Below are 26,167 nucleotides of genomic sequence, written 5' to 3'. Positions count from 1 at the left end.
GAAAATGCTCTAAATTGGTTTAATCATTGTGGTCTGTTTTTTGAGCCTATTAGATAGCTTTTTTTGTGGTGAATTTGATCGCAAACTGCTGTAAGATAGTTCCTGGTGACACTAATCGCGTACCATTGACAGCACCAATATCAGTTAGATGATCTTGTGAGTCATTCAAATAATCTATTTTCATGTCTTTACATGAAACCCAAGGTATAGTACCACCCCAATATTTAGCTTCGCTTTTAGATGGTGTACCTCCTGATAATAGATTTACACAATCTCCCAAGGTATAATTTTTCCAATTCATATATTTTATAAACTTTCTTTTTATAAGTTTTGTAGGGTGTGTTATGCCGAAGGCTAACGCACCATCCTAGATTTTCGGTGCGTTAGAACTAAAGTTCATAACGCACCCTACCAGAACTAGCTTGTATGTACACCGTAACTTTCTTGTGATAAGGTAATTACTCATTCCTGAACCTCACGAGCTTTTTGGAATCTTTCGAGTATTTGCATTACTACAGTCTCACCATCTAAACCTTCGCCGCGCTCAAGTTCTGCAATTGCGACATCAACTTTTTGCCGAGTTTCTTCTACCCATTCCTGATATTCCTTATCCCGTTCTTCCAGCAACTTCAATGCTTTACTATCACTTCCTCAGCATTTGCAAATCTACCACTTACAATTTGCGCTTGAATAAATTGCTCTATTTCGGGTTTAAGTTGGATGTACATATTTTATGCCTCTAGATAATTAATAGCTTATTAATTATGATCTCATTTCCTCACATCACAAACTAACCTTTTAAATAAAGACAGAGAAATAATAGTTGTATTTAACAAAGTTTGCGCTTCATTAAAATCAGTATCACCCGTAATAAAAAAATCTGCCTCTGCTGCAATAGCACAAGCTAAAAACTTTGCATTTTTCCTATCTCTGGGAAAATCAACCTCCACATCCACATCAATTAGTGTTGTAACTGAATCAATCAAATAAACCCATCGTTGGTATTGTGCCTCAGTTAATTTCAAACGAGGACGCTTTAAAACTTCCTTGTACTCTGCTAAAATCTCTACTGATACTACCCACTCAAAATCAGAATTAGCAATCACAAATAAAATTACTGCCTCTGGATTTTTATCAGTTATAGCAGCAGAGACTACAATGTTAGTATCAATGATATAGCATTTCCTAATGACATGAAGTACATCATAGCCCCCTCCCTCGCTTGCGGGGAGGGGGTTGGGGGTGGGGTTCTTGTACTTCACTCAACTGAGAACCGCTATAACTTTCATTCTCCTCGCCTATATGCTTCAATTTCTGCTGCTATCTCTTCCTCAGTCAAGGGATTATCTGCGTGTGTTGCTTGTATTTCTTTGAATAACTTTTTTAAATCTTCTGCTAAAGTAGCTGTTAGATTATCCTCTGTTAAAATGATCACCTCAACTCTCTGTCCTGCTTTAAATGGTAAATCAAATAATACTAACTGCTTTGGATCTGCAATGGTGATGTAGGTTTTATAAGCGTTCATTATTTATCCTGTTACTTAGCTTTTCTCTAACTTTGTTCTAACAACATCGCCACATTCTCTGCAATTCTCTCCTCTAACTCCCTCGCTTCTACATTCAAAACTTCCAATTCTTCATTCAACTCCTCCAACCTCTCAGCAAAATCAAAATCATCCACTACTCGTTCCGCAACACCCACATAACGTCCAGGGTTTAAACTCCATCCCTGCGCTGCGATTTCTTCTAAAGTTGCTACCTTACAAAGTCCAGGTATATCAATATATTCTCCTTCCGGGAATTTCTCATCCAGCAAAGCTTGACTACCATCGCTAGTCTCTACTGCTTCACCTCTGTATAACCTGACAATATTCGCCAAAAATTCAATCTGTTCTGCACTAAACTCTCTATGTGCGCGGTCAATTTGACGATAAATGTGCCTAGCATCCAGAAATAATACCTTATCCCTGCGGATAGTATCTGCTTTCCCCTTATCCAAAAACCACAAGGTACAGGGTAAAGTAACAGTGTAGAAAAAATTAGAACCAACAGCAATCATCACATCCACTGCATGAGATTGGATGAGTTTCTGCCGAATTTCTAACTCAGTACCTCGCGCATCACTGGCAGAATTTGCCATGACAAATCCTGCCCTACCTCTGGCATTTAATGCACTCCAGAAAAAATGAATCCACAGGTAATTACCATTATCTGCCTTGGGCATCCCAAATGTGCAAACACGCGGATCTCCTTTGATTTTTTCTTTGTCCACCTTATCTACATTAAAAGGTGGATTAGCCATCACAAAGTCAAATTTGCTCACTGACTCGTGAATGTCTTCATAATAAGTATTGCTCTGCCGAATATCTCCTGCAAGTCCATGTACCGCTAAGTTCATCCTGCACAAGCGCACAGTTTCACCTACTTTTTCCTGTCCATAAATACTAATTTCTGTACTGGGATTTTTCTTGTGCCTTTCTACAAAAGATGCACTTTGGACAAACATACCACCACTTCCACAAGCCGGGTCATAAATTCGTCCATGATAAGGTTCGATTACTTCCACAATCAGCTTTACCACAGAAATAGGAGTAAAAAATTCTCCCCCCTTCTGTCCCTCACTCATGGCAAACTTACCCAAGAAGTATTCATAAATCTTCCCGAAAGCATCACCTGATAAATCTATTCCTAATTCGACTTTGTTAAAGTTTTTCAGCAAGTCAAATAACAGATCATTTTCCAGGCGATTATAAGTTTTGGGGAGAATATCCTTTAATTCTTCATTTTCTGCTTCAATGGCACGCATGGCATCATTGATTGCCTTGCCAATGTCTCCTCCTCCTGGTAAATTCAACAGTGTGGAGAATCTAGCAGCATCAGGCAGATACATTACACCCTTTGCTTGGTAGTCTGCTTTGGTAATCCCACGTCTTCTACTACCTATATTTTTCAGTTCTTCCTCAGCATGGGTAAATTTCCAATCAGCGTAGCGGAGGAAGACTAACCCCAGTACCGGGATAGAATACTCACTAGATTTTAGCTTGGAGTTAGCGCGTAACTCATCAGCTGCTTCCCATAAACGTTTCTCCAAGTCAGTAGTATTAGCAGGCATAGACAGACATCACATTATCAAATTTACTCATCATAGGATATGTTTGTGTTTGTTACCTGTTCTTTGCATTTGCTAAGATAAAAAAATTGGCGTTGCTCCATTCCTCTGCCCCCCAATCCCTACGGCGCTGGCGTCTGTTGCTCAATCGCAGAACTTGGCGGAATCTCCTCAAGAGGAATCAGTGCTTCTATAACCGACTTCACAATTGGTGCGGCGACAGTAGCACCATAGGCACTTTCTCCTTTTGGCTCATCCACCAGTGCAAACACTACATAGCGAGGAGATTCCACAGGCAAAATAGCTACGAAGCTGGTCATTCTAGCACCCTTGATGTAGCCACCAGAGGGACTAGCTTTTTGGGCTGTACCAGTTTTACCAGCAATGCGATATCCCGGAATTTGTGCCACCTTCCCAGTGCCTTCAGTAACAACACTTTCCATCATTTCCACAACCTTTTGAGCTGTTGCGGCTGAGAAAATTTGGCGGGGGATGGTGCGAGTGGGTGAATCATGCATCTGCCCTTTGCTATCAATCAGCCCCCGAACTATATGGGGTGTTACCAACTTACCGCCATTGGCTAAAGCACCGTGCATTTGCACTAGCTGTAACGGTGTCATGGAAAAACCTTGTCCAAAGGAAGTAGTAGCTGCTTCAATTGGCGAAGCGATAAATTCTTCTTGACTTTTGAGCCGGCCACCAACTTCAAAAGGTAAATCTGTATCAACTTTTTGTCCTAGCCCCAAGCGTTCTAGCCAGTTATAGTAGATTGAAGGCTTTAAGCGTTGGATAATTTGCACCATGCCAATGTTGCTAGAATGTTGCAGAATTTGAGCGATGTTGATCCGCCCGTAACCATTGTTCTCAGCATTTTTAATGGTGTAATTAGCTACTCGAATAGAACCGGAGTCATTAAACATATCATCTGCTTTGATCACGCCATTTTCCAGAGCGATCGCCACATTCAAAGGCTTAAAAGTCGATCCCGGTTCATAAAGATCCGCCACCGTCCAGTTTCTAAATAGCGAAATATTAGCTTTAGCGTATTCATTAGGGTTATAGGTAGGTTCAGAAACGAGGGCGAGTAAGGAACCATCCAACGCATCCATCACAATTACCGCTCCACGTTTGGCGTCAAACTTCTGCATCTGTTGTTTGAGCGCAGTGCGAGCAATTCGTTGCAGGCGGCTATCGATAGTGAGTTGCAGTTGCAAATCATCAAAATGTAGAAAACCTTCAGGGGCATGATCCGGCATCAGATCCCCATTACCCGACCGACTGAGCCGCATCGTTTGCACAGGACGTTCTAGCAACTTCTCTTGAGAATATTCCACACCTGCTTGACCACGACGGTCAACATTCACATAGCCCACGACATCAGCAACTAAATCATCTGAGGGGTAATATCGGGAGTATTTTTGAATCCACTCCAAGCCATTTAAGCGCAAAGAGATGATGCGATCGATAATTTCTTCCGGTAGAGCTGGGGCAAGTATAATTCCGCTTCTTTTGCCTTGAAAAGTTTTCACCAATTCAGCAGGATCTTTTGCCAAAATTGGGGCAAGTCGCTCTGCCATATCTTCATTAGACTTATCAAACAGCTTGGGATGAGCGTACAAAGTATATACAGGACGGTCAATCGCCAACAGATTACTATTACGATCTACCACCGGACGACGGGGCATAAAAGGTCGCAAATTCACCATTTGCTGGTTTCGTGCCTGCTCTGTTAATTTTAGCCCCTTGACAATTTGTAGGTTATACAAGTTGATACTCAACCCCAACCCTGCTGCCATTAATACACCCCATACTATAAACAGTCGGGACTTGGTGTTGGATGTTTGGTCTTGGGTATTAGAGGCTAATTTTCCCAAAAGCCCTCGTTTATAATCCTTCTGTCGCCTTGTAAATGCTGGATTCCGAAACTTTCTGAATTTTGTTCTGCTTGGTGACTTCTGCACATCTCTTCGCCCGACAGTATGGTTTAATTACTTGAAAATTGCTGTAAATCTGACTTCCTGAATTACGAATTACGAATTACGAATTACGAATTAGTATCCCAGTGGCGAGAGTGTTTGCTGTTGCGTTTGAGAATTTGGCGTTGTGTTAGACGATGCTGGCTTAGAACTATGAGATGCTGGAGGCAAGAAAATCATCCCTTGAGGATTCGGCGATACCAGCCCTGCTGTTGGTTGTTCTGCTTCTTGGGCCATTTTATTTGTCAGCGTCGCGTTGGTTGTCATTAGCAGTCGCTCATGACGTTGGAGGCTTTGCAGTCTGCGATATGACTGACTCCAAAGCTCTTGGGAATATACCGTCCAGCCATAAACAGCAAGTGTCGAGGCTACTAACAAGAATGCCAAAATTGTCGAATAACGATGAAAGGTGTACAAGCGCAGTAACCACAAAGGTGTCGCTCCCGAATTAGGCATTGTGGGAAGGGGAAGAAAACCTACCCCCGGAGGCTTCTGGTTCGCACTCGACTGTTCATTGAGATTTGGCACTTGTCGTCTACCCAACTCTTTCACCGATTTGGGCATAACGGCCTCATTTGTGGGAGAAACCGCGAGATTTTTCGAGTCACGCTGTTGTCTTTGAGAGGATACTGGTGTAGAAGCGCTCCGTGCTGCTGACTCCATACGCGCAGAGCGTCGCCTCCCTAAAGAAAGGATAGAATTTTGCCGGAACCAATTACCTCTTGTAGAAACAGCAGATTTACGAGCAACTACCATAATTTTTTTAGATGGGAAATACTGTACTTTCGATTGATTGTTTGTTTTTGCTGAGGTTAAAGTCACCTTCTGTGGAACAAGCACACATAACAGACTACACTCTTTTAACTGTTCTGATAGGTAGCTGTATCAATGTTTGCAATCAGTGATTAGCAACTGGACAGCTTGCCCTTTAGGTATCGCACCTAAAGTATGGCAACGCGGGGCAGCAAGATGCAATACTCTGCGAAAAAAATAAAATTTTTTGCTATGATAACTCGGTTTGCTAGAAAACTTGGTTATTTCCGTTTTGCTCCTGAGTTAAGAGAAACTAATCAGATGGCTATATGATATGTAATCCCAAAAAGAATACGCCAAAGGATTGTTTTTTTAAGTATGTAATCTCGCAGCCTTAAAAAAAAAGCAATAAATACGGTATCGTATTCAACAGGTGAAAAATTGTTCTAGCCACAATTGGTGAAAGAGGAGTTATGAAAACAAAAATCTTTGGTTTGGCTCTAATGTTAAGTCTGGCTACAATGCTTGGAGCCTGTGAAGGTGGTGGTGATGGTGCTGGTACCACTAGTACTCCCGCTGCTACAGGTGAACCAACTGATGCACCTCCTGCTGGGTCTGCCGCTACTACAGCACCTACTACAGCACCTACTACAGCACCTACTACAGCACCTACTACAGCACCTACTCCTAAATAAGGCATCTATCAGCTTTAGTTTAAATCATGCCAAAACAGCTTAGTAACAAGGCTCGTTACCACATAGCTGGAATTAATTAGGTTAACGTAAAAACCTATATCTTTGCTATTGGTGTATCAGAAGCCCAGAGTTTGCTCAAATATCAGCTAAGTAGGGCAGCAAGTAGAGGACACTGGTGATGAGGGTTACGTCCTCAACCAAGTGTCCGCCGGAAATTCTCGCCTGACCAAATCTTCTTCCCCAAGTTAAAGGGAGTTGAGTTATGTCAATCTAAGCTGTTTTGTGGGTAAGGTAATTCCCTGATTTGGTATTTGGAATGGCTTATACTCCTAAGTTTTGAGAGGGTAAAACAATTCATTACGATCGCACGCTGGCAATTGCTCCTGAGCATTCCCTGTAGTCTATTCCATATCAGAAGAGACCTGGTAATGTCCCTTGATATTGCCAGATTTTTATTGGGAAAATTTGTAACTTTGGCAATTGGGCATGGGGCATTGGGAAAACAGATTTTCATGCTGCGTTGTGAACGCAGTTCAGGAGATGGGGAGAATTAAAGCGAGAAAGGCAGTAAAATTTCTGAGCTTGAGTGTGATGATTGCAAGTTTTTTTGCGTTAAGTAGCTATTGGGGATCAATGGTAATAGCATTACCGCCACCAGAGGATACACCAGAAGAAATATTACGGGGTAAGATGATCATAGAAGCGCGATCGCCTATTGATGGAAGATTTCTAACAGCTGCCGAATATGCCCAATTGCAAGCGCAGCTGCAAGAAGCACCGCCACCAAAACTAGACCCCAAAATTCGGCAGCAGATTTTCTTGCTTCGCATACGTAAAACGTTACTTCGGTTTTTCCATTTTTAAATTTTTGATAAATTACTCAAGGGTCAAAAGTCAAGAACTTTCCCCATGCCCTTCAGGAGTACTGAGTGGGGAATCTCACTTATTTACTCGGAACTGTTTTGCCCCATAGTTCTCTACCAGAGGCTACACTTAGGCATAGTTCGACTGCCCTCTGTACAAGAGGCTCTGTCACCACGCCAACGGCAACGCTACTTCAGCTGCGCTCAGTACAAGCCAGTACAAGTGCCCAATGCCCAATTGTGAGGTAGGATAACGGTGACGACAATAGTGCAACTAAATGTAAAGAATATATATAGATATTAAGAAAGAAGATTTAGTCAATCACGTTATTTCACTTAGGTAGCTTCATGTCCATGACCACGATCGCCCCTGAGCAGGTTAACAGCATCGTTTGGAATCAGCATAACGATCCCTTTGAAATACTAGGTTCTCATCCCATAGAACAAGACGGCAAAACTGTCTGGGCTGTGCGGGCTTACCTACCAAACGCAAGTGCCGCATGGGTAGTTATTCCCGAACAACGGAAGGAATACCCAATGCAAACAGTGCATCATCCCCACTTTTTTGAATGCACGATTGAAACCGCAGAACTCGCAAACTACCAGTTACGGATTAAAGAGGGTGAACATGAGCGTGTCACCTATGACCCTTACGCTTTCCGTTCTCCCCACTTGACAGACTTTGACTTGCATTTGTTTAGTGAAGGCAACCATCACCGGATATATGAAAAACTGGGAGCGCACCCCACGGAAATAGACGGCATTAAGGGCGTTTATTTTGCTGTTTGGGCACCCAACGCTCGTAATGTTTCATTGTTGGGAGATTTCAACCTTTGGGATGGGCGTAAAAACCAGATGCGTAAAGGCCCTACCGGGGTTTGGGAATTGTTTATTCCTGAAATCGGTGTGGGAGAACATTACAAATATGAAATCAAAAATTTTGAAGGACACATTTACGAAAAATCTGATCCCTACGGTTTCCAGCAGGAACCCCGCCCGAAAACGGCATCTATTGTCACTGATTTAGATGTTTACAGATGGAGTGATGAAGATTGGATGGCAAAGCGGCGTCGCACTGACCCTCTCACCCAGCCCGTCTCAGTCTACGAACTGCATTTAGGCTCTTGGTTACACGCTTCGAGTGCCGAACCGGCTAAACTCCCCAATGGTGAAAGTGAACCGGTAGTTATCGTTTCCGAACTGAAGCCGGGGGCACGCTTCCTTACCTACCGGGAACTGGCAGACCGACTCATTCCCTATGTCAAAGAATTAGGATACACTCATCTAGAATTGCTGCCCATTGCGGAGCATCCCTTTGATGGTTCTTGGGGTTATCAAGTAACTGGGTACTATGCCCCCACCTCCCGTTTTGGCAGTCCCGAAGATTTCATGTATTTTGTTGACAAATGTCACCAAAATGATCTAGGGGTAATTGTAGATTGGGTTCCCGGTCACTTCCCCAAAGATGGACATGGTTTAGCTTTCTTTGATGGTAGCCACCTCTACGAACACGTTGACCCCCGCAAGGGCGAACACAAAGGATGGGGTACTTTGGTGTTCAACTACGGGCGCCATGAAGTTAGTAATTTCTTAGCAGCAAATGCCCTCTTCTGGTTTGACAAGTACCACATTGACGGGATTCGGGTCGATGCTGTTGCCTCGATGCTCTATAACGACTATTGCCGCGAACCTGGAGAATGGCTGCCCAACAAGTACGGCGGCAGAGAAAACCTCGAAGCAGCAGATTTTCTACGTCAGGTAAATCATATTATCTTTAGCTATTTTCCCGGTATTCTCTCAATTGCTGAAGAATCTACTTCCTGGCCAATGGTATCTTGGCCGACCTACACAGGCGGACTGGGCTTTAACTTGAAGTGGGATATGGGGTGGATGCACGATATGCTGGATTACTTCAGCATGGACCCTTGGTTCCGTCAATTCCACCAAAACAATATCACCTTTAGTATGTGGTACAACCACAGCGAGAACTTTATGCTGGCCTTGTCTCACGATGAAGTGGTGCATGGCAAGAGCAATATCATCGGCAAAATGCCGGGGGATACGTGGCAAAAGTTAGCGAATGTGCGTTGTTTATTTAGCTATATGTTTGCTCACCCAGGCAAAAAAACCATGTTTATGAGCATGGAGTTTGGGCAGTGGAGTGAGTGGAATGCTTGGACAGATTTGGAGTGGCATTTATTGCAGCATGAAGCCCACCAAAAGTTGAAAACGTTTTTTCAGGAATTGAACCATCTCTACCGTTCTGAACCAACTTTGTACACCCAGGATTTTGCCCAAACGGGGTTTGAGTGGATTGACTGTAGCGATAATCGCCATAGTGTAGTTTCCTTCATGCGTCGTGACAAGGATTCTGATGATTTTGCGATCGTCGTTTGCAATTTTACACCGCAACCCCATTCTCACTACCGCATCGGTATACCGCAAAAGGGATTTTATACTGAGTTGTTCAATAGTGATGCGCGTCAGTATGGCGGCAGTAATATGGGCAACTTAGGTGGTAAATGGACAGATGATTGGTCTTTGCACAGTCGTCCCTATTCGCTGGATTTGTGTTTGCCACCTTTGGGTGTGTTGATTCTCAAGTTGGATAAGAAGAAGACGGCTGAGGTGATGGGATAACAATTTGGGGTGGGCATCGCCCACCCTACACAAAATTTCACCTATGCTTCAGTTTTAACTCACCAGAAAATTATAGCGATTTGTCAACTAGCCATCGCTCTGCATCTACCCGTGGAATTTTACCTAGTACTCACCAGAAGGCACTACTAAAGGCTGACAGTAGCTGTTGGCTAGGTAATAATAAATACATCTATCGGTAGATGCACTCTATATGATATGTTGCCTCAACTCCTCTTGCCACAATCCCCCCTGTTCTGATGAGATAAAGTTTTGCGCTAATTGCGGAATTCCCCTGGTAATATTACGACACTATCGCCCGATCCAAGTATTGGGTAGCGGCGGATTTGGTAAAACCTATTTGGCTGAAGACGTTGAAAAGTTCAATGAAATATGCGTCATCAAACAATTTGCACCGCAGATACAGGGAACTGGCGCACTCCACAAGGCAACAGAATTATTTCAGCAAGAAGCAAGGCGACTGCAACAGTTAGGAGAACATCGCCAAATTCCGACGCTGTTTGCATATTTCGAGGAAGATAAGCGTTTGTATTTGGTGCAGCAGTATATCGAAGGGCAGAATTTATTAGAAGAATTACAACACCAGGGAATCTTTAGTGAGTTCAAGATTCGGGAATTATTGCTCGATTTATTAAACATCCTTAAATCTGTTCATCAACACAAAGTCATTCACCGAGATATCAAGCCACAGAATATCGTTCGTCGCAAATCCCCCCAACCAACTAAAGGAGATTTGGTACTCATCGATTTTGGTGCATCTAAACAGTTGAGCGAGACAGTGGTTGCTCAACCAGGAACAACTATCGGCTCCTTTGGCTATGCACCCTTAGAACAAATGCAGGGTGGTGAAGCATATCCAGCTAGTGATTTATATAGTTTAGGTGCAACTTGCTTTCATCTCCTCACCACTATTGCTCCTTGGGAATTGTGGAAGAAACAAGGATACGGTTGGATTGATGATTGGCGGCAACATTTGCGGCAACCATTGAGCGAAGAATTGGCAGCTATCTTAGATAAGTTACTGCAAACAGATTACCACGGGCGTTATCAATCGGCTGAGGCAGTTTTACAAGATTTAAATTGTCTGCCACCACTAGCTGATGTGCCTCCCACAGGAACATATTATCATCAACCATCGCCGCCACTGCCAGATATTCCGCCCACAGGAACATATCATTATCAACCATCACCGCCACTGCCAGATATTCCACCTACGGCAACATATTATGATCAATCATCCCCGCTTCCGCTAGAGATTCCAGCCACAGCAACATATTATGATCAATTATCCCCGCAGCTAGCAGAGATATTGCCCACAGCAACCGACGATAATCAACTATTATCACCTGTAGATTTACCCAAACAAAAAGCTAAATCTAAAAAACCATTGCTAATAGCTGGTGTTCTTCTGTCTTTGGCTTTAGGCGGATATGGAATTTCGCAAATTACTAATCATCTTTCCGCCAAAACCGTTGCTTATGAGAAACTGGCGCTAGTTAACAGCTTCACTGGGCATACAGATTGGGTAAGTTCCCTTGCCATTAGTCCCGATGGACAGACTTTAGTAAGTGGTAGTGGGGACAGAAGCATCAAAATTTGGAATCTGCAAACGGGTGGCTTGAAAACTACCCTTTCCTTACATACGGATGCGGTGACTTCTGTTGCTATTAGTGCAGATGGTAAGACTTTGATAAGTGGGAGCAAGGACGGTACAATCAAGATTTGGAATTTAGAAAATGGGAGCTTAAAAAATACTCTCACTGGACATAAAGATGCGGTTAATTCTGTTGCCATTAACCCCGATGGAGAAACTTTAGTGAGTGGGAGTGCTGACAAGACTATCAAGATTTGGAATTTGCAAACAGGTAAACTTAAAAATACTCTCACTGGGCATACTAAATCTGTTTGGCGAGTAGCTTTTAGTCCAGATGGGAAGACTTTCGTGAGTGGGAGTTACGATAATACAATCAAGATTTGGAATCTACAACCACCTTCTTTAAAAACTACCCTCACTGGGCATACAGATTTAGTTTATTCTCTCGCCATCACCCCAGATGGGCAAACGCTGGTGAGTGGAAGTGCTGACAAAACAATCAAAATTTGGAATCTACAAACGGGTGAGTTAAAAAATACCCTCAACTGGCATAAATATGGGGTGACTTCCGTCGCCATCAGCCCAGATGGACAGACGCTAGTGAGTGGAAGCTTTGATAACACAATCAAAATTTGGAATTTGCAAACGGGTGAGTTGAAAAATACTCTCACCGGGCATACAGATTTAGTTTATGCCATTGCTATTAGTCCAGATGGCAAGACTTTGGTGAGTGGAAGTAAGGATAACACTATCAAGATGTGGCGTGTGCCATAGATTTACTACCTCTTTCTTTGTGTCCTTCTCTACGAGACGCTGCGCGAATGTGTCCTTTGCGGTTCGGTTAAAAAAAATTAGATCAACTGTAGGGTGTGTTAGGCGCATATTTCGATATAATTTGTAAAAAAATATGATGAAAGTGCCTAACACACTGCCATAGAACATAGTGCGTTAGGCTCATAGAATATGGTGCGTTAGGCTAAAGCCATAACGCACCCTACTGAAGTAAATGAATCCAGTTCAAATACTGGTTAATGAGTATCAAAGGTAGATGAATGGAGCTAAAAGACTCATTAATGAGTATCAAAGGTGGATGAATGGAGCTAAAAGACTCGTTCACGAGTATCAAAGGTGGATGAATGGAGCTAAAAGACTCATTAATGAGTATCAAAGGTGGATGAATCCAGTTCCAATACTCATTAACAAGTATTAATTTCTCAAGAGCCAGAAGTTTTTGCGGCTCTGCCTTTACTAATAGCTTTAAAGCGATCGCTCAACAGTTCTGCTAGAGTTTTTAAGCCTGGAGTCTTTTTCGCTGCTGTCTTGACGTAATCATAAACTGTCAAACTGCCGAGCATCGCTTCGCTACCGACTGCCAACAGGGTATCATCTACTTGTTCGCTGAGTTGGCGGATTGAGATTAAAAGTTCGCTGAGTGTGGTGGCTAGTTGATAATCTCGGATAAATTCCTCAATGTCAAAGCTGGCTGGGAAAATCTCAGGGTTAGACTGAGCAGCGTTAACGCTATTGTTCACAAAGGCTAGGCTTTTATTGCCCATTTTGAATAACTTGCGGCGTTCTTGAGCAGTTAAAGCAATCAGAAAGGGCATCTTTTGTTCGATTGTTTGTAGGGCTGCTTTAATTTCTTGGATATCTTCTGGTGAAAGAGTGCCTGTGATATTTTGATTAGCCATCGTATAATTACTTGGGGATATTAGAGATTAAGTAGCAAGATTTGCTAAATATATGATTCCCAGAGTAAATGCGATGTCTACAACGGGCGTAGCTGCGGCACATCTTCTGAAAAGATTATCGAACAGATTATGCTGTTAATTAAACCAACAAAGTATAACTTAGGATTATTTGGGTAGATGTCAAGGGAGCGCTTTTTTGGAGTTTTGCTACTTTTTAAGACTTTTCTAGTGTTTTCGGTTTAAGTAACAGTTCACCATGTGTATCTGCTGAAGATGATTCATTCAATATATCTAAAAGTTCTTGAGCAATTTTGATAGCCTGCTGTTGTCGCGGTTTTGACCAAGGCAATTTGTAAGTTCGCCTTGAAGTGTATACTAACGTTTGACGATAGTAACGCAAAGCGGTAGGATTGTGATTGTTAGTTTTAAATCTGAAGAGACAAAGCTTATCTTTGACGGCTTTACATCTTCTCAGTATCCGCCCAATATCCAAAAAACTGCTTTACGAAAACTGCTTATCCTTGACGCTGCAACATCAATTAACGATTTACGTGTTCCACCGGGTAATCGTTTAGAAAAGCTAGTTGGCAATAGGAAAGGGCAGTACAGTATTCGTATTAACGAGCAATGGCGAATCTGCTTTGTGTGGACGGATGAGAACAATGCTTATGTAGTTGAAATAGTAGATTACCACTGACGCCTGGAAATAATCATGAACAACAACCGTCTGCCAAATATCTACCCTGGAGAAATCCTACAACTAGAATTTTTAGAGCCACTAAATATCACTCCTTATCGATTAAGCAAAGATATAGGTGTAGCTCAGACAAGAATTAGTGAAATTTTATCTGGAAAACGCACTATTACAGCAGATACAGCTTTGCGTTTATCTCGCTATTTTGGTAACAGCGCTCAGTTTTGGTTGAATTTACAAACGCAATACGATATCCATCAAGCTCTTGAAGAAAATGCAGAAGTTTATAATCAAATACCGGCACTTTCGTTTAATGATGTAACCTGAGTTTGTCAAGCAAAATTTTAAATCTTGTAGGTTCCAGTTGCCCAAAGCACCTAGCAACCTTTTTGGCTAAGGCTTGGTTTGCAAAAGCATAAATTAGCTTGAGAGTCATCTTTAAAAGCAGTTCCCAAAATTGCTTTAACTTCTGGATGCTTCAGAAATTTATTTAGCGGCTGCTCATACTTTTTAATTTCATCTTCAGCAAGTTCACTATCATCTAAATCCTGCTGCATGAGTTGCAAAAATTCTGTTACAGCCATGACAACAGCTTTCTCCAGGGGTTCTCGCTTAAAAGGTGCGGTTACAGCATTATTAAAGATATTTTTGAAAAAATCTTTAGCGTAGTCCTTGAGTAAATCCTTGACAAATTCTTCGCTGATAATAGTCTTGACAAGAAATCCAACCGCTTTTGTAGCTATCCAGGTAGTGAACCATTCAACTATCATGCTCGTATCTGCTCAGATTTTGACTATAAGTATATCCACTAGCTTGAGCAATGTGTCCACTTTTCAGGATTATTGAAGAAATATCACGAACAACAAGATTCCCAACTTCTTAAAGAAGTCGGGGATCTGAGTCTTGTAAGTTAAAAGCGATGCTGGCTGAACAAGGATGATATACTAGCAGCTAAGTTACGTGAGTTAGGTGTTGACCCTGATGCGACGTCGAATAGCCCGTCGTAGACATCGCATAACTTAAAGGGATGCTGGGAATAATAAATTTGGGACATCAGCACCAAAATTCCATGAAACAGCAAAAAAATCAATTCAGTCATTTTACTGCGATCGAAAGAAGTTATCTATCATTTCCTGCACAGTTTTTATTAAATCAAAACCTTCTCAAAGGCAAAATACTAGACTTTGGTTGTGGCTTTGGTAATGATGTTAAAATATTGCGCCAAAAAGGTTGCGATATTACAGGTTATGACCCTTACTATTTTCCAGAATATCCTGATCAGAAATTCGATACAATAATTTGCTTTTATGTTTTAAATGTTTTATTTACTGAAGAACAAACTAATGTTCTTATGGAAGTATCACACTTATTAAAACCAGGTGGTAAAGCTTATTATGCTGTAAGAAGGGATATCAAAAAGGAAGGTTTTCGAGAGCATTATGTCCATAAAAAACCTACCTATCAATGTATTGTCAAACTCCCCTTTCCTTCAGTCTTTTTAGATGAAAATCGGGAATTATATGAGTATACTCACTATAATCATCAGCGAAATTCATCTAACTATTGCATATTCTGTAATCCTCATAAACATCTCAACTTATTAACTGAATCTGCAACTGCTTATGCTATTTTTGATGGCTATCCTATAAGTAAAGGACATATTTTGATTGTTCCTAAACGTCATGTTAGCAGTTATTTTGAACTACCATTTAAAGAGCAATCTGCTTGCTGGTTTATGGTGAACAAAGTACAACAAATTCTCAAAGCAGAATTTGAACCTGATGGTTTTAATATAGGAATGAATATCAATCGAGCCGCCGGTCAAAATATTATGCACGCCACTATTCATATCATCCCTCGTTACAAAGGTGATACTGTTGGTGCCAAAAGTGGAATCAGAAACGTTATTCCTAAAAGGCAATAGTTTTTAATTAAATATTTGAGGTAGTGATTTTTCTAATCTAATTTGCATTTCCGGTGATATTGAGGCTACATTATATTGGAAAAAAGTTTCTACTGACCGGAGAACTACTATGAAACGTTCATTTCGTAAGTATCATCGTATCCTTGGCATCATCCTATCTCTGCCACTTGTTTTAACCGTACTGACTGGGATGTTAACAACGTTTATCCGCGAGTGGTCTATGAATATAGGAGTTCCAGCTAGCTTCCTCTTAAGTATCCATACAGGCGAAATCTTTCATCTTCAAGGAATCTACCCCATTTTGAACGGATTAGGACTTCTGGGATTGTTGGCAACAGGATTAAGTATGTCTGGTTTATTTGGTAAAAAGACTCGGCAAAACCCCAAGAATTAAACGAAGAAGCTAATGGCAAACATACTTGAAAGCAGCTATCAACATCGACTTCACCGAATTTTAGATTTTAAATTTTGGATTTTAGATTGAAGATTCAAACATTGTAAATTTAAAAAGGTCTGAGAGCAAGCGAATTTAAACGCGAGAATAAATCTAAAATCCAAAATCTCAAATTACTTGACAAGCCTCTGATTTTAGGCATGGGGTCAATCTAAAATCTAAAATCCAAAATCCAAAATTGATTGACTGGTGACGATAATATCTCCTCCATGAGTTCTAGCGAAGTCTGATAAAAGAAGGATGTGGTTTATTGGGGTGATAATAAATACCCATATCTATGCCAAACAACCAGTCCATGCTTTCTGCCCAAAGTATCAGCAGGATCGCCTTGAGTAAGCCTGGTATCAGTATATTAAGTATTTTGCTGACACTAATCGGCAGCTTTTAACTACTAAGCAATCTTAAATCTGCCGCAATCAGGAACAAGAAAATTTATTTGATGCCTAAATTCTAACTGTCACAATTCAATTATTTTGATGATGCAATGTTTTGCCTTGACTAAGAGATACCACTTGTGGTACGGAGAAACAGCCAAGATTCGATAGATATAATAGTTACTGGCTCCTTTGGTGGTTGTCCAGAGTATTGCCTCAGCTAAAGTTGCAGCCCAGTCAAGAATGCAGGCGTTTCTAACCCACCAAGGAAGTACCTTAAGCCGATAAAATTTTGGTAACTCTTAACTATTAATAAATATATAAGTGCTTAGTGCTATTCATGCTTTATATTTAGCGACAGGGTTGTAGAAACAGCCACTCATGTTCAAATAGTTAGGAGGCAGTACCCACCGGAAGCAACTCATGCTTTGATACCATCAGCACGCAGCGTAAGTAAAGGTTAGGTTGATATTAAAACGAATAATTTTTGCTGAATTGCGACAGATAAAGACTAAACTGAAAAGTCTTGTGCAGCAAAACCTGTAGCTTTAAATGAAGTAATCATGTCTAAGGTTCTTGTCTCTGATTCTATTGACCAAGCTGGAATTGACATTCTTTCGCAAGTTGCTACTGTTGATGTCAAACTAGGTCTAAAACCAGCCCAACTGATCGAAATTATTGGTGAGTATGACGCGCTGATGATTCGCTCTGGTACACGCGTCACCCAGGAAATCATTGAAGCCGGCACCCAGCTAAAAATCATCGGTCGGGCTGGTGTGGGTGTGGATAATGTGGATGTTCCTGCTGCCACACGCCGGGGAATTGTGGTAGTCAATTCTCCAGAGGGAAATACAATTGCCGCCGCCGAACATGCGCTAGCGATGATTTTGGCTTTGTCTCGCCACATCCCTGATGCTAACGCTTCGGTGAAACGCGGTGCGTGGGATCGCAATAGCTTTGTCGGCGCGGAAGTATATAAAAAAACTCTCGGCGTTGTCGGTTTGGGTAAAATTGGCTCCCATGTTGCAGCTGTAGCTAAGACAATGGGGATGAAACTCCTAGCTTATGACCCTTTTATTTCTACAGACCGAGCCGAACAACTTGGCTGTCAGTTGGTGGAGCTAGATTTACTCTTCCAGCAAGCAGATTATATTACGCTACACATCCCCAAAACCCCAGAAACTACCCACTTAATCAATGCTACAACCCTGGCAAAGATGAAACCCACAGCCCGGATTATCAACTGCGCTCGTGGTGGGATCATTGATGAAGTCGCTTTAGCAGCAGCTCTGAAAGCTGGTAAAATAGGGGGCGCAGCCTTGGATGTGTTCGAGTCAGAACCACTGGGTGAATCGGAGTTGCGATCGCTAGGCAAAGAAGTTATCCTCACCCCCCACTTGGGAGCCTCTACTGCGGAAGCTCAAGTGAATGTGGCCATTGATGTTGCCGAACAAATTCGGGATGTACTTTTAGGACTACCAGCCCGTTCAGCCGTCAACATTCCTGGACTCGGCCCCGATGTGTTGGAAGAACTCAAACCCTATATGCAACTAGCAGAAACTCTAGGTAATCTGGTGGGACAACTAGCTGGCGGACGGGTGGAAGTACTCAATATTCGACTGCAAGGGGAACTCGCTACCAATAAAAGTCAGCCTTTAATTGTAGCAGCCCTGAAAGGATTACTTTACCAAGCTTTGCGGGAACGGGTAAATTACGTAAATGCCAGCATAGAAGCCAAAGAACGGGGAATTCGGGTGATTGAAACCCGCGATGCTTCCATTCGAGACTATGCCGGAACGCTTCATCTAGAAGCCACGGGTACTTTAGGTACTCATTCTGTCACAGGCGCGTTGTTAGGTGAGCGGGAAATCCACCTAACTGATGTTGATGGTTTCCCGATTAACGTCCCACCCAGCAAATATATGCTATTTACCCTGCACCGCGATATGCCGGGGATTATCGGCAAACTTGGTTCCCTACTCGGCAGTTTTAATGTGAATATTGCCAGTATGCAAGTAGGTCGTAAAATCGTCCGTGGTGATGCCGTAATGGCTCTCAGTATAGATGACCCCTTACCTGAGGGCATTTTGGGTGAGATTATAAAAGTTCCTGGTATTCGGGACGCGTATACAGTAACTTTATGAGTGCTGAGTGCCCAGGAACGAGTGCTGAGTGAAGAAAAGTTAGGAGTGAGTAGTGAGGAGTTAAAAGTTAAAAAGGAAAACTCCTAACTCCTAACTTAAAACTCATAACTCTCTCATACTCAGCACTCAGCACGGGCTAAACGCCCCGCTCCCGCTAACAGCACTCAGCACTCAAAAATGGCAAACACCTGGTGGGAACTACAGATTTTATGTGAGCCAGACCTAGAAGATTCGATCTTTTGGCGACTGGAAGGTTTTGGCTGTCGTGGTACAGCTAGTGAAAACAAAGGAAATTTATCTTTAGTAAGGGCTTATTTGCCGACAATTCAAACACAGCTACTAGATTTGGCAGCGCTGTCGCTGTGGCTGCGTCAAGATGCCCTCTGTGTAGGAGTTTCATCTCCCTCCCTGCAATGGCAGTTAATTGATGAGGAAGATTGGGCGACTAGCTGGAAACAATATTGGCATCCGCAGGAAATAGGCGATCGCTTCCTCATCAACCCCGCTTGGCTACCATTACCAGAAACAACGGAACGGTTAGTGATTCGTCTTGACCCTGGTGTAGCATTTGGTACGGGCAACCATGCCACCACTCAGCTATGTTTGGAATCCCTGGAAATGCGGCTGAGTGGAATTTCTCAGTCTTTTGTGGGTAATAGTGGCAAACATGAACATCTGGTAATTGCGGATATTGGCTGTGGTTCTGGTATCCTTTCCATTGGGGCGCTGCTACTGGGAGCTGAGAAAGTCTATGCAGTGGATACTGACCCTTTGGCGGTGCAATCAACTATCAGCAATCGCACCCTAAACGACATTAGTCCAGAACGTTTACTACCTGCACAGGGAAGTGTAGACGTTTTGACAAAACTAGTTTCTCAACCAGTGGATGGTATCGTTTGCAATATTTTGGCTGACGTGATTATTGAGTTGGTTCCAGAAATGAGTGCGATCGCTAAACCTGAGACTTGGGCTATCTTCAGTGGTATTTTACTGGAACAATCTAAAGCTGTTGCTGACGCTTTAGAACAAAATGGTTGGGTCGTTGCTACCCTGTGGAAACGCAAAGAATGGTGTTGCTTGAATGTACGGCGTTCTTAACTCAGTGGATACTATAGCGATCGCTCGTTTGTATGCAATAGACTTCTTGCATAAATCAAAAATTAAGAACCCCACCCCGCATTTGAGTAAAGCAAACGCTCCCCTCCCCGCTTGCGGGGAGGGGTTGGGGGTGGGGTGTTAGGGACTTTTGCAAGAGGTCTATAGCTTCTAAAGCAAAAGTATGGTCTTGGGAACCCGTACCACTTCCTAACAAAATAGTGTCAGGGATGGTTGAGGGATTTTGGCGATATTCATAACGCAACAAAGCATTAAATTTATCGTTATTGGGGTCGCAGTAAGTTAAACCCAGCTTCAAGTTAGCAGTATCTCCCAATCCTGAAAGCTTTTGATTGGAAGAACCGCCTTGTTGATAACGTACTAAGGCTGTCAGAGCCGGAGAAATTTTACCCGCAATACCTGCGGTAATTACTGTATTACCACCACCAGAAGAAGAACGATGTTCGTAACGAGCGCTGGCTTGAAACTGCGGATTATCACTGTATTCTAGCCCCACACTGTAACTATCGCCACCATCAAATCCGATCGCCGATGCTGATTGACCAAAAGCGTAGGGTTGAGCATATTGTTGACCCGCCGCAGTCCGTCCGAAGAAGTTTCCAAATACGTGTTCGTAAGCAACGTTCAGGCGCAATCCCGAAGCAATTGTCCAGCGATTATTTAGACCAATTGCTCCTTGGGTAGTCATTTCGTTAGCACCACCCAAAATTGAGTAACGACCGGTCAAGGTGGTATCTGATCCGAGTTTGTGTTCACCATTGACACTTAAGCTGGTGATCGAATTACCCGAAAATTGACCACTACTGTAAAACTGTTGGGCTAGACTGATGCTGACACCAGGAATTACCGCCCAATTCAACCCTAAAATGGTACGGTCTGGATAAATAGTATCTTTTTGCGAAGATAAACTCAGTTCATTTTGGGCTTGAAAAGTCAGGTTCTTAGCTAGAGGAATAGAAAAACGCGATCGCAATTGATCAGAATTACTACTTAAGGCGCTGTTGGGGATGTTGTCCTCTCGATGACGATGAATCCAATCCACATCCAGAGTAGCTTTACCCAAGCGTTGTTGAATCCCAGCAGAAATCGTCGTCAGAGAATTATCAACTGGGCTCCCAGGTATGGCCTCAGAACGCGGTGCAAACAGTTCTTCAAAAGTATCTAGCGGTTGAGGAGCAATCCCAAAATTGTCTTCGTGGTCATATTGCGCTCTGACATTAATAGTTGAGGTCACTTTAGCTGTAACCTGCGCTCCATAACGGGTTTGTCCTGGGACAAAGCTGATGGTGGCATTATTGGCAAAACCCGTATCAGCAAAGCGATAATAGGCACGACCTTGAATCCCATTGGCAATTTCTCCCTCAGCTTCTAACCGATACGCGTCACCACTGACCTTTCCCACAACATCAGAATCATTAGTGGAATGGGCATATTCTGCGATTAACTTCCCCTTTTCACCCAAAGCAATCAACGCATCTGCGCCGTAGAGTTGAAAGTCGCGCACCCCGTGATTTTCTTGAACGTAAGTTGCTCCTATCCAACTTTCTTGGTTGAGCTGGCGGGAAAGGTTATATTGCAGACGACCAGCATAGATATTGCTGTTAGAGTTTTGGTCGTCGTATTGATAAGTAACAACAATCCGGCGTACCAGCACTTGTCCAGTTTGATCAATATCGGTGCGAAGAATCGGTTCGCGGAATAATAAGGTACCGCGATCGTAGTCAATTTCGTAGTCTGGGCCTCGGTTGAGCTGTTTGCGTTCTAGTACAGTCCCAGGACGATTGAGTTCTTCTAACTCAATAAAGACATTTTCGCTACCTGCTTGTAATAGTCTGCGAGAGAGAAAGTAATAACCACTAGTACCATCGGGAGCAATGGTATCTCTTTGAAACCCCTCTAAATTGTTGCCATACAAACCTGTAATTTGTAAGTTTCCTAAGTTGTAGTTAGCTTTAAAACCGTGGAGTTGACGGGTGATAGAAGTAAATTGCTGCGATCGCCGAGCAAATTCTTCTGTGTTATAGTCACCCCACATCGCATAATCAGGATCAGAGCCGGGGATACGGGCCGAACGCTCAAAACGCAGATATATGCTGTCAGTGGAAGGAGCAAGAACATCAACGTTGGAGCTATCGCCATAGACAGGATAGTTTTGCTCGCTAGATTGGTAAGTTTTAAATAGGCGGTTATCGCAGTCGCAATCTTCATTGAGGTTACGAGAACTGTTGTATGCACCTGTAAACAACCATTCCCCGATCGCACCAGTGGCAAATATTGCTGAATGGAAATCTAATTGCGTTCTGTTGTCTTTGTCAGGAGGGAGGAAATCACGGAAACTACCGTAATAATTTGTACCTCTAGCGCCCAAACGCAAATCTATTACCCCTGTTACCAAACTCGGACGCAGTGCTGTTTCAAATTGCAGTTCGGTAAACGCTTCTAAATCATTAGCGATCGCCCGAATTCGGACAGTTTGCGCTTTCAGCTGCGATCGTAAAATCGCTGTAAATTGCCCCGCTTTTGCCTCCACTTGAAATCCGGGTTGATCGGGTTTGAAGTCTTTCCCAACCAACTCGCCAGCAGTAGGTATGAGAGTGATAACAGCATCACGATTAGAGCGATTGCCACTTGCATCGATGAGTTGACCCCGGATTGTCGCTGTAGAACGTCCATCGGCCGGGATACGAGACTCAACTGTTTCTAAAGTTAATTGCTGTGGCGCTCCTCGGACTGCGACTTGCACCGTTACAGAGGGTTCTTTTCCACCAATAACTTATGCAGAGATGGCGTTATTACCTTCTTTTAAGGAGACACCATACCATGTCTGCGTTACTAAGTTGGTGGTGGTATCGCTTTCCGTTCGTCCGACTAAGGAAGAGTCTACCAACGTGCCATTGACTCGCAATTCCACCTGACTACCAACAGGAAATTGCACAATCACCGTGGTAGCTGGGACATCTACAACGCTGTCAGCCGTCGGAGTCAGGATTTTAATTGCTGTAGAAATGGCGGGAGTGGAAGAGGGGGGGAGTGGAGGAGTGGGAGACAGGGGAAGATTTTTATCCATCCCTTGTCCTTGCGTCGCCGTGTCCGCGACTCCGGCTATTTTGCGTAAGCCTCTAGGTAAACCTACAGAAGTTGCTGGTTGAAATGCTTGTATTTGTCTTGAAGAAGCTTGAAACTGTGTCTCAGTATCTTTGCGTGCGTCGTTCTTGTCCTCGATTCTGGCTATTTTGCGTAAACCTCTGGGTAAATCAATAGAAGTTGCTGGTTGAAATGGTTGTATTTCCGTTTCACTTGGCTGGACATCTGGAATTGAAGTATCAGCAAGGCTAACAGGTGCTGGAGAAGTTGAGGGAAATTCGAGAGGTAGAAACTGCTGCTCGGAACTTCTCAAAAGATGGAGAGAATTTGAATCCAGACTTTTTTCAGCAACTTTATTCTGATCCGCTTGATCTTCAACCTGACTTTTCACATCATCTGAAAAAATCAAAGCGGAATCTAACCCCCTAGCCCCCTTCCCTTGTAGGGAATGGGGAGAATTCAAAGCCTCTCCTGCACTTGTAGGAGAGAGGTTTTCCAGATCCCCTAAAAAGTCAGGATCTTCCATACCTTTGTCTGTTTGCAAAGGAGAATCGGAGATCAAAACGTTTTCACTCGTGAGTTCTGCTTTGACTATTGCAGGGTACAAAACCAGGCTGAGAGCTATCGGCATTGCCCCATCAATCTCAGGTTAAATGTAGTTGCACAGATGAGTCTGGATTTCATTTCTTCACTGGCTCCTGGAAGGTGGCGGTAACAGCGAAGTTCATACGTACCAAGCCACCAGGCTCCAAATGCACCAAGCGAGATTGGCTATTGCGTTCGCGGAATTTTTCGTTGGGAGCTAGAGTGTAACCGGGTACACTGATTAGGTCTAGTACACCTGTGTGATATCCAGGTAAGGCATTAGCTAATCAGAACAAACCATTAGGATCTGTAGTGATGCGGTTTCCGTCCTCCAGAAAAATTACCGCATTTGGTACCCCAGGCTCATCAGACTGTTGTTCACCATCAAAGTTTTTATCAACAAACACCCGACCGATAATCGTGCCACAGTCAGAAACGATTCCTGCACGAATTTTCAATTGGTGCGTTGCCGGTCCATCCTTGATGCTAAAACGGTTATCAGCTCGTTGAGCATTAACGATCGCACTATTACGATCAGTACCACGCAGCGCATCGGCTGTTAGTTGAGCCGCGTAGGCAATATTCAGGACTTTCTCTGTGGGAATCGTTACGTCTGTGCGGAATGTCACTGTGTTACCATTGCGTTCTGATGGGAATAGGTTGATTAAGAGTCAAATTCTTCACTGGGCGATCGCTCTTATTTTCGCCACTCAAGGTATATCGCAACACATCACCTGGTCGCACCACAACTTGACCTTTCAAAGGTTGCCATGTCTTGCTTTGCTTACCTTATTGATCCTTTGCTACCACTTGCTTTTCTGCCTCTAAGCGCAATTGTATTTGCCCTTGAGTTTTGACATTTTGAGCGATCGCGCTTGTAGAATGCCATACATTTGCGATTCCTGGCACTTGACTGACAAATGGCACTGTAGCAATAAGTGCGATCGCTCCTAAACCTGCACGAGAAACACGCTTCATATAAATAACCTCAAAAAACTTCCAGAATGTTGATTGTTGATTTATCTTTCCCTGTTTTCGCTGGGGAATAATCAGTTTGTAGTTAGCGCTTTAGTCCTAAATCGCCAACTACAAATACAGATGTGCTATCACACCTCTCTTTGTAAACAAAAAGGGGTGAAATCAAGCTATCTAGTTAACCTTGCGTTGGAAGGTAAATGTTCTTTTCACAGTCGGTGCAACCTGTCCAGTCACAGCATCTACATACTTAGTCACATCTGTGTTTGCCGTAGTTCCAGTTTGGTCATTACCAGAGCTAGTAGCTGGATTACCACTGAAGAATTGAATAGTTGATGTCCCAGAATCCTTAGCTGAACTAACAATGTTGCTAGTATCAATTTGACTGTTGTTATCGTTGTCTTTCGCCCAGTTGTTGGGAGCTTGCGTACCATCTTCAGTAATCACAATCTTGTCAGCATTCAGAATTACATTTCCGCTTCCCACTAGAGGGGTAGAAATATTTTTGTAAGTAATCTGATACTCATAGGACTTACGCAACTGGCACAGGGCGATCGCTATTTTATAGTATTTATGTACTATATTAAAAGTGGCATATCTAGAATGAGTTGCAGAAATTAGTCATAGTAATCGGTTGTGTTAAATATTCTTCAAATCATGAGAAAATTAGTTGAGGGTGCATAAAATAAATTCTCTAGTTTATGAGATTTACTAAACTTAACTATTGCCAGTACTTGTTAAGTAGTCAGATTAATTATACTCTGACAAATCTGGCGGAGCATTTAGATCAGATTAGTCATGATCAAATTAACCGTTATCTCAAGAAGGAAAAGCTAACACCACGTTTGCTTTGGGATAATGTTAAAGATATCATCCAAGTGAGTGATAACGCATATCTAGTTTTTGATGACACAGTAATTGATAAACGATATGCCATAGAAATAGAAACAGCTAAACGTCAATATAGTGGCAACGAGCATGGTGTGATTCAAGGAATTGGGGTAGTAAATTGTGTATATGTCAATCATGAAATCGGAAAGTTTTGGGTAATTGACTTTTCTGTTTATGACCCAGACAGAGATGGTAAAACAAAGATAGAACACGTAATAGAGATGCTGCAAAACCTTGTTTACCATAAGGTTATACGGACGTTGTACAAAAAGTGTGTAAGGTTCGATGGAAGGTTGAGGAGTTTCATCGAGAATTAAAACAATTGACTGGTGTTGAATCATGTCAATGCCGCAAAGGTCGTATTCAAAGAAACCATATTGCCTGTGCTATTTTAGTCTGGCTTAGACTCAAAGATTTAGCTTATAAAACAGGTCAAACAATCTATCAAATTAAGCATGGATTGTTATCAAATTATCTAGTTCAGCAACTCAAACGTCCGGCTGTTCCCATGTTTATCGCCTAGTTGTTTGGCACGCGGCGCGGTGTAACCGCGCCATTGCTTATGACAGTTGCGTAAGTCCTGTATGA

At 42.7% G+C, this 26,167-nt stretch carries 22 protein-coding genes and 5 pseudogenes; 12 read left to right on the top strand and 15 right to left on the bottom strand.

What is annotated here, in order from left to right:
* Nucleotides 1-49: 49 nt before the first annotated feature.
* From V7K36_RS31715 to V7K36_RS31685, 7 genes and pseudogenes are all read right to left on the bottom strand, one after another.
* Nucleotides 50-301, bottom strand: coding sequence for a restriction endonuclease subunit S (locus tag V7K36_RS31715; protein WP_335121777.1), 252 nt, complete (start codon nt 299-301; stop codon nt 50-52).
* 161 nt (nt 302-462) lie between these two features.
* Nucleotides 463-728 (bottom strand): annotated as a pseudogene (locus tag V7K36_RS31710) (ribbon-helix-helix domain-containing protein).
* A gap of 42 nt (nt 729-770) precedes the next feature.
* Complete coding sequence (locus V7K36_RS31705; RefSeq protein ID WP_335121779.1) at nt 771-1,172, bottom strand: putative toxin-antitoxin system toxin component, PIN family; 402 nt, start codon at nt 1,170-1,172, stop codon at nt 771-773.
* 113 nt (nt 1,173-1,285) lie between these two features.
* Complete coding sequence (locus V7K36_RS31700; protein ID WP_335121776.1) at nt 1,286-1,525, bottom strand: hypothetical protein; 240 nt, start codon at nt 1,523-1,525, stop codon at nt 1,286-1,288.
* Between the two features lie 26 nt (nt 1,526-1,551).
* The gene (locus V7K36_RS31695; RefSeq protein ID WP_335121774.1) at nt 1,552-3,111 is read right to left on the bottom strand and encodes a type I restriction-modification system subunit M; all 1,560 of its coding nucleotides are present in this window, start codon (nt 3,109-3,111) and stop codon (nt 1,552-1,554) included.
* Between the two features lie 119 nt (nt 3,112-3,230).
* Nucleotides 3,231-5,069, bottom strand: a complete 1,839-nt coding sequence (locus V7K36_RS31690; RefSeq protein ID WP_335121773.1) for a peptidoglycan D,D-transpeptidase FtsI family protein — start codon at nt 5,067-5,069, stop codon at nt 3,231-3,233.
* Between the two features lie 90 nt (nt 5,070-5,159).
* Nucleotides 5,160-5,840 carry a hypothetical protein gene (locus tag V7K36_RS31685; RefSeq protein ID WP_335121771.1) on the bottom strand — a complete coding sequence of 227 codons (681 nt, stop codon included), beginning with the start codon at nt 5,838-5,840 and terminating at the stop codon, nt 5,160-5,162.
* Between the two features lie 470 nt (nt 5,841-6,310).
* On the opposite strand from V7K36_RS31685, the gene V7K36_RS31680 reads away from it, so the two are divergent.
* The 5 genes from V7K36_RS31680 (at nt 6,311) to V7K36_RS31660 (ending at nt 12,421) form a co-directional block, all read left to right on the top strand.
* Entirely contained in the window at nt 6,311-6,532 is a 222-nt protein-coding gene (locus V7K36_RS31680) for a hypothetical protein (protein WP_335121769.1), read from the top strand.
* Nucleotides 6,533-6,960: 428 nt separating this feature from the next.
* On the top strand, nt 6,961-7,086 hold the full coding sequence (locus V7K36_RS31675) for a hypothetical protein (protein ID WP_335121767.1): 126 nt from the start codon (nt 6,961-6,963) through the stop codon (nt 7,084-7,086).
* Nucleotides 7,087-7,165: 79 nt separating this feature from the next.
* Complete coding sequence (locus V7K36_RS31670) at nt 7,166-7,396, top strand: glutathione S-transferase (RefSeq protein ID WP_442948535.1); 231 nt, start codon at nt 7,166-7,168, stop codon at nt 7,394-7,396.
* Between the two features lie 347 nt (nt 7,397-7,743).
* A complete protein-coding gene (glgB, locus tag V7K36_RS31665; RefSeq protein WP_335121763.1) occupies nt 7,744-10,035 on the top strand; it encodes a 1,4-alpha-glucan branching enzyme in 2,292 nt (763 codons plus the stop codon).
* 211 nt (nt 10,036-10,246) lie between these two features.
* On the top strand, nt 10,247-12,421 hold the full coding sequence (locus V7K36_RS31660) for a serine/threonine-protein kinase (protein WP_335121762.1): 2,175 nt from the start codon (nt 10,247-10,249) through the stop codon (nt 12,419-12,421).
* A 440-nt stretch (nt 12,422-12,861) separates the two neighbouring features.
* Here the strand turns inward: V7K36_RS31660 and V7K36_RS31655 are convergent, their stop codons facing one another.
* Complete coding sequence (locus tag V7K36_RS31655) at nt 12,862-13,338, bottom strand: hypothetical protein (RefSeq protein ID WP_335121760.1); 477 nt, start codon at nt 13,336-13,338, stop codon at nt 12,862-12,864.
* Between the two features lie 214 nt (nt 13,339-13,552).
* Nucleotides 13,553-13,687 carry a hypothetical protein gene (locus V7K36_RS31650; protein WP_334943176.1) on the bottom strand — a complete coding sequence of 45 codons (135 nt, stop codon included), beginning with the start codon at nt 13,685-13,687 and terminating at the stop codon, nt 13,553-13,555.
* A 63-nt stretch (nt 13,688-13,750) separates the two neighbouring features.
* Here V7K36_RS31650 and V7K36_RS31645 point away from each other — a divergent pair, with 63 nt between their 5' ends.
* Together V7K36_RS31645 and V7K36_RS31640 are read left to right on the top strand one after the other, a co-directional pair.
* Nucleotides 13,751-14,035, top strand: a complete 285-nt coding sequence (locus V7K36_RS31645; RefSeq protein ID WP_334943174.1) for a type II toxin-antitoxin system RelE/ParE family toxin — start codon at nt 13,751-13,753, stop codon at nt 14,033-14,035.
* A 15-nt stretch (nt 14,036-14,050) separates the two neighbouring features.
* Nucleotides 14,051-14,359: a HigA family addiction module antitoxin gene (locus V7K36_RS31640; RefSeq protein ID WP_335121758.1), complete on the top strand. Its 309-nt coding sequence runs from the start codon at nt 14,051-14,053 to the stop codon at nt 14,357-14,359.
* 50 nt (nt 14,360-14,409) lie between these two features.
* Here V7K36_RS31640 and V7K36_RS31635 read toward each other — a convergent pair whose 3' ends face one another.
* Nucleotides 14,410-14,802, bottom strand: coding sequence for a hypothetical protein (locus V7K36_RS31635; protein WP_335121756.1), 393 nt, complete (start codon nt 14,800-14,802; stop codon nt 14,410-14,412).
* A 299-nt stretch (nt 14,803-15,101) separates the two neighbouring features.
* On the opposite strand from V7K36_RS31635, the gene V7K36_RS31630 reads away from it, so the two are divergent.
* From V7K36_RS31630 to prmA, 4 genes are all read left to right on the top strand, one after another.
* Entirely contained in the window at nt 15,102-15,956 is an 855-nt protein-coding gene (locus V7K36_RS31630) for an HIT family protein (protein ID WP_335121754.1), read from the top strand.
* A 109-nt stretch (nt 15,957-16,065) separates the two neighbouring features.
* A complete protein-coding gene (locus V7K36_RS31625; RefSeq protein ID WP_335121752.1) occupies nt 16,066-16,350 on the top strand; it encodes a peptidase in 285 nt (94 codons plus the stop codon).
* Between the two features lie 997 nt (nt 16,351-17,347).
* Nucleotides 17,348-18,928: a phosphoglycerate dehydrogenase gene (serA, locus tag V7K36_RS31620; RefSeq protein WP_335121750.1), complete on the top strand. Its 1,581-nt coding sequence runs from the start codon at nt 17,348-17,350 to the stop codon at nt 18,926-18,928.
* Between the two features lie 177 nt (nt 18,929-19,105).
* Entirely contained in the window at nt 19,106-20,026 is a 921-nt protein-coding gene (gene prmA / locus V7K36_RS31615; protein ID WP_335121748.1) for a 50S ribosomal protein L11 methyltransferase, read from the top strand.
* 160 nt (nt 20,027-20,186) lie between these two features.
* Here the strand turns inward: prmA and V7K36_RS31610 are convergent.
* The 5 genes and pseudogenes from V7K36_RS31610 to V7K36_RS31595 form a co-directional block, all read right to left on the bottom strand.
* Nucleotides 20,187-23,111 (bottom strand): annotated as a pseudogene (locus V7K36_RS31610) (TonB-dependent receptor); the annotation flags it as partial.
* Between the two features lie 697 nt (nt 23,112-23,808).
* Nucleotides 23,809-24,363, bottom strand: a pseudogene (locus V7K36_RS31605) (hypothetical protein); the annotation flags it as partial.
* Nucleotides 24,347-24,475, bottom strand: a complete 129-nt coding sequence (locus tag V7K36_RS34365) for a hypothetical protein (RefSeq protein ID WP_442948534.1) — start codon at nt 24,473-24,475, stop codon at nt 24,347-24,349. The gene V7K36_RS34365 and the pseudogene V7K36_RS31605, both read right to left, overlap by 17 nt.
* A gap of 27 nt (nt 24,476-24,502) precedes the next feature.
* Entirely contained in the window at nt 24,503-24,691 is a 189-nt protein-coding gene (locus tag V7K36_RS31600) for a hypothetical protein (protein WP_335121746.1), read from the bottom strand.
* 171 nt (nt 24,692-24,862) lie between these two features.
* A pseudogene (locus tag V7K36_RS31595) lies at nt 24,863-25,213 on the bottom strand (hypothetical protein); the annotation flags it as partial.
* Between the two features lie 176 nt (nt 25,214-25,389).
* Here V7K36_RS31595 and V7K36_RS31590 point away from each other — a divergent pair.
* Nucleotides 25,390-26,009: pseudogene (locus V7K36_RS31590) on the top strand (IS701 family transposase); the annotation flags it as partial.
* Nucleotides 26,010-26,167 lie beyond the last annotated feature (158 nt).

The sequence above is a fragment of the Nostoc sp. genome (assembly GCF_036919555.1).
Taxonomy (GTDB): Bacteria; Cyanobacteriota; Cyanobacteriia; order Cyanobacteriales; family Nostocaceae; genus Nostoc.
Note: the sequence above shows the minus strand (reverse complement) of the source record. Positions and strands in the feature narration are given on the sequence as shown.

What these genes read in the sequence shown, in the direction of transcription:
- V7K36_RS31715 (WP_335121777.1), bottom strand. Translation starts at nt 301, where the DNA reads ATGAATTGGAAAAATTATACCTTGGGAGATTGTGTAAATCTATTATCA.
- V7K36_RS31640 (WP_335121758.1), top strand. Translation starts at nt 14,051, where the DNA reads ATGAACAACAACCGTCTGCCAAATATCTACCCTGGAGAAATCCTACAA.
- serA (WP_335121750.1), top strand. Translation starts at nt 17,348, where the DNA reads ATGTCTAAGGTTCTTGTCTCTGATTCTATTGACCAAGCTGGAATTGAC.
- V7K36_RS31655 (WP_335121760.1), bottom strand. Translation starts at nt 13,338, where the DNA reads ATGGCTAATCAAAATATCACAGGCACTCTTTCACCAGAAGATATCCAA.
- V7K36_RS31635 (WP_335121756.1), bottom strand. Translation starts at nt 14,802, where the DNA reads ATGATAGTTGAATGGTTCACTACCTGGATAGCTACAAAAGCGGTTGGA.
- glgB (WP_335121763.1), top strand. Translation starts at nt 7,744, where the DNA reads ATGTCCATGACCACGATCGCCCCTGAGCAGGTTAACAGCATCGTTTGG.
- V7K36_RS31700 (WP_335121776.1), bottom strand. Translation starts at nt 1,525, where the DNA reads ATGAACGCTTATAAAACCTACATCACCATTGCAGATCCAAAGCAGTTA.
- prmA (WP_335121748.1), top strand. Translation starts at nt 19,106, where the DNA reads ATGGCAAACACCTGGTGGGAACTACAGATTTTATGTGAGCCAGACCTA.
- V7K36_RS31695 (WP_335121774.1), bottom strand. Translation starts at nt 3,111, where the DNA reads ATGCCTGCTAATACTACTGACTTGGAGAAACGTTTATGGGAAGCAGCT.
- V7K36_RS31670 (WP_442948535.1), top strand. Translation starts at nt 7,166, where the DNA reads ATGGTAATAGCATTACCGCCACCAGAGGATACACCAGAAGAAATATTA.
- V7K36_RS31600 (WP_335121746.1), bottom strand. Translation starts at nt 24,691, where the DNA reads ATGAAGCGTGTTTCTCGTGCAGGTTTAGGAGCGATCGCACTTATTGCT.
- V7K36_RS31660 (WP_335121762.1), top strand. Translation starts at nt 10,247, where the DNA reads ATGATATGTTGCCTCAACTCCTCTTGCCACAATCCCCCCTGTTCTGAT.
- V7K36_RS31630 (WP_335121754.1), top strand. Translation starts at nt 15,102, where the DNA reads ATGAAACAGCAAAAAAATCAATTCAGTCATTTTACTGCGATCGAAAGA.
- V7K36_RS31680 (WP_335121769.1), top strand. Translation starts at nt 6,311, where the DNA reads ATGAAAACAAAAATCTTTGGTTTGGCTCTAATGTTAAGTCTGGCTACA.
- V7K36_RS31685 (WP_335121771.1), bottom strand. Translation starts at nt 5,840, where the DNA reads ATGGTAGTTGCTCGTAAATCTGCTGTTTCTACAAGAGGTAATTGGTTC.
- V7K36_RS31675 (WP_335121767.1), top strand. Translation starts at nt 6,961, where the DNA reads ATGTCCCTTGATATTGCCAGATTTTTATTGGGAAAATTTGTAACTTTG.
- V7K36_RS31625 (WP_335121752.1), top strand. Translation starts at nt 16,066, where the DNA reads ATGAAACGTTCATTTCGTAAGTATCATCGTATCCTTGGCATCATCCTA.